Origin of the sequence: Winogradskyella immobilis, from assembly GCF_021887715.1 — a bacterium.
In the GTDB taxonomy this organism is placed as follows: domain Bacteria; phylum Bacteroidota; class Bacteroidia; order Flavobacteriales; family Flavobacteriaceae; genus Winogradskyella; species Winogradskyella immobilis.
Genome location: NZ_JAIQXX010000018.1, coordinates 43,907 through 52,121, shown reverse-complemented (window position 1 = coordinate 52,121; position 8,215 = coordinate 43,907). Strand labels below are relative to the sequence as shown.

General features: G+C 31.7%; 6 protein-coding genes and 1 pseudogene. 3 read left to right on the top strand and 4 right to left on the bottom strand.

Features of this window, described 5'->3' with window-relative positions; genetic code table 11:
- Window positions 1–255 precede the first annotated feature (255 nt).
- Window positions 256–1,284, bottom strand: coding sequence for an acetamidase/formamidase family protein (locus tag K8Z87_RS11745; RefSeq protein WP_227477760.1), 1,029 nt, complete (start codon window positions 1,282–1,284; stop codon window positions 256–258).
- A 104-nt stretch (window positions 1,285–1,388) separates the two neighbouring features.
- Window positions 1,389–2,621, bottom strand: a pseudogene (gene lysA / locus K8Z87_RS11740) (diaminopimelate decarboxylase); the annotation flags it as partial.
- A 274-nt stretch (window positions 2,622–2,895) separates the two neighbouring features.
- On the opposite strand from lysA, the gene sucC reads away from it, so the two are divergent.
- Both sucC and K8Z87_RS11730 read left to right on the top strand, forming a co-directional pair.
- A complete protein-coding gene (sucC, locus tag K8Z87_RS11735) occupies window positions 2,896–4,086 on the top strand; it encodes an ADP-forming succinate--CoA ligase subunit beta (protein ID WP_227477758.1) in 1,191 nt (396 codons plus the stop codon).
- Window positions 4,087–4,293: 207 nt separating this feature from the next.
- A complete protein-coding gene (locus tag K8Z87_RS11730) occupies window positions 4,294–5,001 on the top strand; it encodes a hypothetical protein (RefSeq protein WP_227477757.1) in 708 nt (235 codons plus the stop codon).
- 54 nt (window positions 5,002–5,055) lie between these two features.
- Here K8Z87_RS11730 and K8Z87_RS11725 read toward each other — a convergent pair whose 3' ends face one another.
- On the bottom strand, window positions 5,056–5,325 hold the full coding sequence (locus K8Z87_RS11725) for a DUF1456 family protein (protein ID WP_227477756.1): 270 nt from the start codon (window positions 5,323–5,325) through the stop codon (window positions 5,056–5,058).
- A 354-nt stretch (window positions 5,326–5,679) separates the two neighbouring features.
- On the opposite strand from K8Z87_RS11725, the gene K8Z87_RS11720 reads away from it, so the two are divergent.
- A complete protein-coding gene (locus K8Z87_RS11720) occupies window positions 5,680–6,081 on the top strand; it encodes a TerB family tellurite resistance protein (protein ID WP_227477755.1) in 402 nt (133 codons plus the stop codon).
- 102 nt (window positions 6,082–6,183) lie between these two features.
- On the opposite strand, the gene uvrB is transcribed toward K8Z87_RS11720, so the two are convergent.
- Window positions 6,184–8,190, bottom strand: coding sequence for an excinuclease ABC subunit UvrB (uvrB, locus tag K8Z87_RS11715; RefSeq protein WP_227477754.1), 2,007 nt, complete (start codon window positions 8,188–8,190; stop codon window positions 6,184–6,186).
- Window positions 8,191–8,215: the final 25 nt, after the last annotated feature.

Here is an 8,215-nt window from a genome sequence, read left to right as displayed (position 1 = left end):
TTCTATTTATGTTTCTTTAAAGATAAAATTATTAAAACACCCCTAAAGTCCCCTCAAGGGGACAGGTTCTTAACACGTTTATTTATAATGTCCCCCTGAGGGGACTTTAGGGGTGCCAATTTAAAAGCTGTTTAATCTATAGAATTCCTCGACGTGCTATGTCGGGGTAGTTCATTAGTTTTCGATATGTTTTGCTTTGTTTCGACTGCGCTCAACATGACACAAAACACTCGAACTGACATCTTGAGTGTAATTTTATTTCATATTTAAAATAGATTTTTTCATATGCATTGTTACCAACATGTTTGGTAGATCTACTACTTCGGCGATTTGTAAGTCTCCTGCTAATGAGCAAAGCGCATAAGCTTCTTCAGTAGTTAAATCGTGATTAGCTTCTAAATAATTAACCATGTATAAAGTTGCTTTTTTAGCAGCTTCATCTAACGTAGGCGCAAAGCCTGTCGTAGCGTAATACTCATCGGTTTCGTATTGAGGTTCTTTAATGGATTTGTCTTTAAGTAATTCAATTTCATAAACGATTCGAAGCGATGTTTCAATAGCAGTGCCACAAACTTCTCCTAAGCCTTGAACCGCATGTCCGTCACCAATAGAAAATAAACCTCCTTCTACAAATACTGGAAAATACATCACTGTGCCTTCACTCATATTAGGATCATCCATATTACCACCATTTGCACGTGGAGGAATAGTACTTAATAATTCGTCAGTATCTGGTGCCACTCCCATAACACCTGGAAAAGGATTTAATTGCAATTTGATGTCATTTTTAAAGGTGACTTCGGTTTTATCTTTTTCTAATTCATATAACTTTAAATATTTAACATTAATGTCGTCTACTAAAAATCCAAAACCTGGTAAAATAGCATTCCAACCCCAATCACCTAATTCAATGGTGTGAAGTGTCACTTTTAGTACATCACCGGGTTGTGCGTCTTCTACATATACTGGTCCTGTTAGTGGATGAATAGGCTCAAAGTCTAAAGCGTCTAGAGCTTCAATCGTAGAATTTAGGTTGAATTGTCCATCACTAGCTTCTTTGGTAAAGGCTTCAATCACAGCACCAGATTTTACTGTTAATACAGGTGGAATAGAGTTACTAAATTTGTTATGTGTTTGTTCTGTGGTTAATGTGTGTTGTATTTGAGGTTTAGATGAAGTAACGACTTCAACTTCGGGTTCAATTGTAGTTTCTTTTGGTTGCTCTTTACAGCTATGTAGTCCGATGAAGATAGCTAAGCTCGGAATTAAAATTGTTTTTTTCATAATATACAGGTTGATTTTATAGAAGTTATTTATTTGACTTAGTGGTTTTTGAAAAACTTAAAGGTATAAAAAAAGCGCTTCAATATGTTGAAACGCTTTTTTATTTAAGCTGTAACTTTTTCTTTTATAGAAACATCTATTTCAATTTGATTGTTTAAGATATCTTCAAAAGTTTCACGTTTTCTTATTAGATGCGCTTCACCATTGAGTATAAGTACTTCAGCAGGTCTGTATCGCGAGTTATAATTGCTCGCCATTGAGTAACAATAAGCACCTGCATTTTTAAAAGCTAGGATATCTCCTTCATTGATTTCGTTAATACGTCTATTGTTTGCAAACGTATCGGTTTCACAGATATAACCAACCACAGAATAAAAACGTTCTCTACCTTTAGGATTTGAAATGTTTACAATTTCGTGTTGAGAGCCATATAACATTGGGCGAATTAAATGATTAAATCCCGAATCGACTTGTGCAAAAACAGTTGAGGTAGTTTGTTTTACCACGTTAACATTAACTAAAAATACACCAGACTCACTAACTAAAAATTTACCAGGTTCAAAGGCCAATGTTAATTGTCTTCCATAGGTTTTACAAAATTCGTTAAAGCGGGTACCTAGTTTTTCTCCTAGTTCTTCAATATTAGTTTCAATATCTCCGGTATTGTATGGTACTTTAAAACCTGATCCAAAATCGATAAACTCTAAATCTTTAAAATTTTTAGCGGTTTCAAATAAAATCTCGCTAGCGTACAAGAAGACATCGATATCTAAAATATCACTACCTGTATGCATATGAATACCATTAATATTCATATTTGTGTTCTCTACAATACGTAATAAAAGTGGCATTTGGTGAATAGAAATCCCAAATTTACTATCAATATGGCCTACAGAAATATTGGTATTTCCACCAGCCATAACATGAGGATTTATACGTATGCACACAGGAATGTTTGGATGTTTTGTTCCAAATTGTTCTAGTATAGAAAGGTTATCGATATTAATTTGCACTCCAAGTTTTGCAACGTTCTCAATCTCTTCGAGCGATACTCCATTTGGTGTGAAGATTATCTTTTCTGGCTTAAAACCCGCTTTAAGGCCTAGTTGTACTTCTTGTATAGATACCGTATCTATACCAGAGTCTAAGCTGTTAAATAATTTTAATATAGATATATTGGATAAAGCTTTAGCAGCATAATTGAGTTTTAATTGTTTAACCTTACTAAACGCTGATGTTAAACGATTGTATTGTCTAACAATAGTATCAGCATTATATACATAAACAGGACTGCCGAAGTCTTTAGCTATTTTTAATAGTTGAGTATTACGCATGAATAATTTTTTTACAAATGTATTTTTTTAATGATACTTAATAAAGAAATAGAATAGATTCTTGCACATTTTAAACATATTGTTAATTATTTAACAGCAATAAATTAATCATGTAATGAATTTTTTGAAAACCAGACAAATACTAAAGTTAATATAAAAAGCATTATTCTAATTTAAAAAGTATTTGAGATACGCTTTAGGATGCTTATTTTTGCAACATTAAAATTTTAAGCATAATATAGACGCTTAAAATGATCATATTAAATTTCAATTCATAATGAATTTACACGAATATCAAGGAAAAGAATTATTAAGTAGTTTTGGTGTACGTATCCAACGTGGTATTGTTGCTCAAAATGCAGATGAAGCAGTTGCAGCTGCTGAAAAATTAACAGAAGAAACAGGTACTGGATGGCATGTGATTAAAGCGCAAGTTCATGCTGGTGGTCGTGGAAAAGGAGGTGGAGTTAAACTCGCTAAGAATTTAGAAGAAGTTAAATCTATATCGGATCAAATTATTGGTATGGATTTGGTAACACCACAAACTTCGGCAGAAGGAAAACGTGTACATCAAGTATTAGTAGCTGAAGACGTATATTATCCAGGAGAAACTGAAACGAGTGAGTTTTATATGTCTGTATTACTAAATCGTGCTAATGGTCGTAATATGATAATGTACTCTACAGAAGGTGGTATGGATATTGAAACTGTTGCTGAAGAAACTCCACATTTAATATTTACTGAAGAGATCGATCCTGCTAGTGGTCTTTTAGGGTTTCAGGCACGTAAAATCGCTTTTAACTTAGGATTATCTGGAGCTGCATTTAAAGATATGACAAAATTTGTGTCGGCATTGTATAGAGCCTATGTAGAATCAGATTCTTCATTGTTTGAAATTAACCCTGTATTAAAGACAAGTGATAATAAAATAATGGCGGTTGATGCTAAAGTTACCTTAGATGATAACGCATTATATAGACATAAAGATTTGGCTGAAATGCGCGATTTGCGTGAAGAAAACCAAATTGAAGTAGAAGCTGGAGCTTTAGGTTTAAATTATGTAGACCTAGACGGTAATGTTGGTTGTATGGTTAATGGAGCAGGTTTGGCTATGGCTACTATGGATTTAATTAAGCAAGCCGGTGGTGAACCAGCTAACTTTTTAGATGTTGGTGGTACAGCAGATGCAGCTAGAGTAGAAGCGGCATTTAAAATTATATTAAAAGATCCAGCAGTTAAAGCTATTTTGATTAATATTTTTGGTGGTATTGTACGTTGTGATCGTGTGGCACAAGGTGTTATAGATGCTTATAAAAACATGGGTAATATTGATGTGCCTATTATAGTACGCTTACAAGGAACCAATGCAGATATTGCAAAAGAGCTGATAGATAATTCTGGTTTAGATGTTATGAGTGCAACAGAATTTCAAGAAGCTGCAGATAAAGTACAAACTGTATTAGCATAAGTATTTTTATTATATAAATAGAGAAAAGCTCCTAAATTTTAGGGGCTTTTTTTTGAGTATTTCATATCACTATCAAAATCATGATTTTTAAATTCTAGATAAATTAACAACATATAATTGAGTGGTATAGTTTTTGATGTATCTTTAATGAAATCAATTATTTATTAACTTTATTAAATAGAAATATTTAATCTAATACTTGTTACTATGAAATTCTATACATTTATTTTCTCTTTTTTTTTAACTGTTAATTTTAGTTATGCACAACTGTCTTACAGTAGGGGATTTTCAAATGCAAACGAGACATCGGGGCCATCGCCAAGTGTAAGATATGAAAATAGACTTGTAAAAGCAATCGAAGCATCAGACGATTTAAAATGGCAACAAGCGGATTTATCTATTAATGGGAGTGTAAAACCTGTTACAGCAAGATATAATGTCTTTGAAGGTATTATAGAGATAAAAGCTAATGACAAAATTTATCGGCTTAAGAGAGATGGTGATTTAAGTATTAGATTTATAGATTCTGACCTTACTTACCAAGCTAAATCTTATATTGGTGACGATGGAAATACGTACACTTCATATTTTATAATTGATGATTACACCTATAATTATAATATTCTAACTAGAAGTAATTATGAATTGACACCTATCAAAAAAAGAAAAAAATATCATAATACTTTATTATCTCGGGAGATTAAATTAGAAAAAAATAAAGTTTATTACCTGTTAGATAATGATAAGTTATTTCTATTAACAACAAAGAATAGAGCAATAAAGAAAATGTTTCCAAAAGAAGCTTCTCAAATTAAAACTTTTATAAAAGAAAATAAGTTGAGTAATGAAAGCTTAGAGGATTTAACAATTTTGGCTAATTATATAACAGATTTAAGGTCTAAAAATAATATTTAAGACTTAGTATAATTTATTAATAATAAAAAAAGCTCCTGAATTTTAGGAGCTTTTTTATGTTTTTGAATCTTTTTTAGTTTGAGGCTTCTGCTCTTTTTTAGGTAATGGACCACGTAAATGAATAACTAGTCCATTTAAGAAATTTCTTAAAATTTGGTCTCCGCATTCTACATATTTGGGATGGTTTTCATTTCTAAAAAATGAATTAATTTCACTTTTAGAAATTCTAAAATCAACCAAAGCCAATATATCTACAATATCAGTATCTCTTAATTTATGCGCAACACGTAGTTTTTTAAAAATATCGTTATTAGTTAATCCCATACAAATATGATTTGATTGCGAAAGTAGGAAACTTATTTTTTAAAATTTGAATTTTTAATAAATGTTAATTTCTTTTGGTAAAAATCTATGACTAAAACAGCTTTTTTGATTCATATGAAAACAAAAAATAAAATTTAAAGTTCTTGTAATCAGTTGATTAATAATTTATATATTATTTATGATAAATAAATTTAATAATTAAAAAACGATGTTTTCATTTAACAAAATGATTTTTAGAGACTAAAAAACCCGATAAAATACGCTCTATTTTTCGATGAGTTACATTATAACTACGATTATTTTTAAACACATCTTTTTAACTTTGAGGTAATTAATTAATCCCTTATTCTGAAGATGATAAATCGTGTAGAGAAACTTAGTTTACTTTCTGAAATGATTGCTTTTGCTCAGATAGATGAAAGTATAAAATCTATTGAATATAATTTTTTATTAGGAGTAGCAAAGCAATTAGAAATATCTCAAGAAGATTTTGATTATCTATTTCAACACCCTGTAACTTATGTTCACCTAAAATCATTTAGTGAGCGTATTGTACAATTTCATCGTTTAGTTTTATTAATGAATATTGGAGAAAATATGAATGGTAAGCAATTGGCTAAAATTCATAATTTTGGATTACGCATGGGCTTAAGTCATGAATCTATAAGTCGTGTTTTAGATTTAATGGAGAGTTTTCCTAATAAAATTGTACCACCAGATTTTTTAATAGATATCTTTAAAGTTCAGTATAATTAGTTTTGTTTAGATGTTTAGATGTTTAGATGTTTAGATGAGTTATACTTTTGTATTTTTTTACCAACAGCCAACAGCCAACAGCCAACAGCCAACAGCCAACAATTATTTCACTTTTAATTTTTCAAGCTTAGTTTGATAAGCAGTTATTTCATCTCTGTATTTTGCAGCTTCCATAAAATCTAATGCTTTGGCAGCAGTTTCCATAAGTTTTCGTTTTTCACGAATTTTGACTTCTAACTGACTCTTGGTTAAATATTCGCTTTCAGGTTCTGCAGCAATTTTGGCATCTAATTCTGTCCTATATGTGCTCACCGAATTTTTAGCTAATGCACTATCTAAACTTTTATTTAATGCTTTAGGTACAATATTGTGTTCTGTATTATATGCAATTTGTTTTTCACGTCGGTAATTGGTTTCATCAATAGTTTTTTGCATGCTTTTAGTAATTTTATCGGCATACATTATGGCTTTTCCATTGAGGTTTCTAGCCGCTCTACCTACGGTTTGCGTTAAAGAACGTGTTGAACGTAGAAAGCCTTCTTTGTCTGCATCTAATATTGCTACTAAGGATACTTCGGGTAAATCTAAACCTTCACGTAGTAAATTGACACCTACTAGTACATCAAAAATACCTTTTCGTAAATCTTGCATAATTTCAACCCGTTCAAGTGTATCAACATCACTATGGATGTAACGACAACGAATAGAAATGCGAGTTAAATATTTTACTAACTCTTCGGCCATTCTTTTGGTTAAAGTGGTTACAAGTGTACGTTCGTCTTTTTCAACTCTAATTTGTATTTCTTCAATTAAATCATCTATTTGATTTAGACTAGGTCTGACCTCAATAATCGGATCTAATAACCCTGTAGGTCTAATCACTTGCTCTACATAAATACCATCTGTTTTTTGCATTTCGTAATCGGCAGGAGTTGCAGAAACATAAATCACTTGATTTTGGAGGGCTTCAAACTCTTCAAACTTTAAGGGTCTATTATCCATAGCAGCTGGCAAACGAAAACCGTATTCTACCAAGTTCTCTTTTCTGCTTCTATCTCCGCCGTACATGGCATGTACTTGAGAAATTGTAACATGACTTTCATCGACGACCATTAAATAATCATCAGGAAAATAATCTAGCAAACAGAAAGGACGTGTGCCTGGAGCTCTACCATCTAAATATCTAGAATAGTTTTCTATACCAGAACAATACCCTAACTCGCGTATCATCTCTAAATCAAATTCAGTACGTTCTTTTAAGCGTTTAGCCTCAAGGTGTTTGCCTATTTCTTTGAAATAATCATGTTGTTTTACCAAGTCATCTTGAATGCCTTTAATAGCATTATTTAAGATATCAGGCGAGGTGACAAACATATTTGCCGGATAGATATTTAAACGGTCATAAGTTTCAATAATCTCATTGGTCTGAGCATCAAAAGCTTCAATGGCTTCGATCTCATCTCCAAAAAAATGAATCCTAAAGGCGTTATCTGCATAACCAGGAAATATATCTACAGTATCTCCTTTAATTCTAAAATTTCCGTTTTTAAATTCAGCTTCAGTACGCGCATATAAACTCTGTACAAGCTGATGTAACAATTTTGTTCTTGAAATTTGCTGATCGCGTTTAAGTGTAATTACATTTTTTTGAAACTCAGCAGGATTACCAATACCATACAAACAAGATACAGAAGCAACCACTAATACATCTCTACGACCAGAAAGTAGGGAAGAAGTAGTGCTTAAGCGCATCTTCTCAATTTCTTCATTAATAGATAAATCTTTTTCTATATAAACCCCGGAAACTGGTATGTAAGCTTCGGGCTGGTAATAATCATAATAAGAAACAAAGTACTCTACAGCATTGTCAGGAAAAAACTGTTTAAACTCAGAATACAATTGAGCAGCTAAAGTTTTGTTGTGTGCTAAAACAAGTGTTGGCCGTTGTACTTCTTTAATGACATTAGCTATGGTAAAGGTTTTACCAGAACCTGTAACGCCTAATAAAGTCTGGTAAGCTTCATTATTAGTAATGCCATCTGCTAATTGTGCAATGGCTTGTGGTTGATCACCAGTAGGTTTAAACTCGGACTCAATATTAAATTGCATTTAGCAAATTTACGACAAAGAAAAA

Excerpts from the sequence above, each read along its gene's own strand:
- K8Z87_RS11720 (WP_227477755.1), top strand. The coding sequence starts at position 5,680 with ATGATAAATCGTGTAGAGAAACTTAGTTTACTTTCTGAAATGATTGCT.
- K8Z87_RS11730 (WP_227477757.1), top strand. The coding sequence starts at position 4,294 with ATGAAATTCTATACATTTATTTTCTCTTTTTTTTTAACTGTTAATTTT.
- uvrB (WP_227477754.1), bottom strand. The coding sequence starts at position 8,190 with ATGCAATTTAATATTGAGTCCGAGTTTAAACCTACTGGTGATCAACCA.
- K8Z87_RS11745 (WP_227477760.1), bottom strand. The coding sequence starts at position 1,284 with ATGAAAAAAACAATTTTAATTCCGAGCTTAGCTATCTTCATCGGACTA.
- K8Z87_RS11725 (WP_227477756.1), bottom strand. The coding sequence starts at position 5,325 with ATGGGATTAACTAATAACGATATTTTTAAAAAACTACGTGTTGCGCAT.
- sucC (WP_227477758.1), top strand. The coding sequence starts at position 2,896 with ATGAATTTACACGAATATCAAGGAAAAGAATTATTAAGTAGTTTTGGT.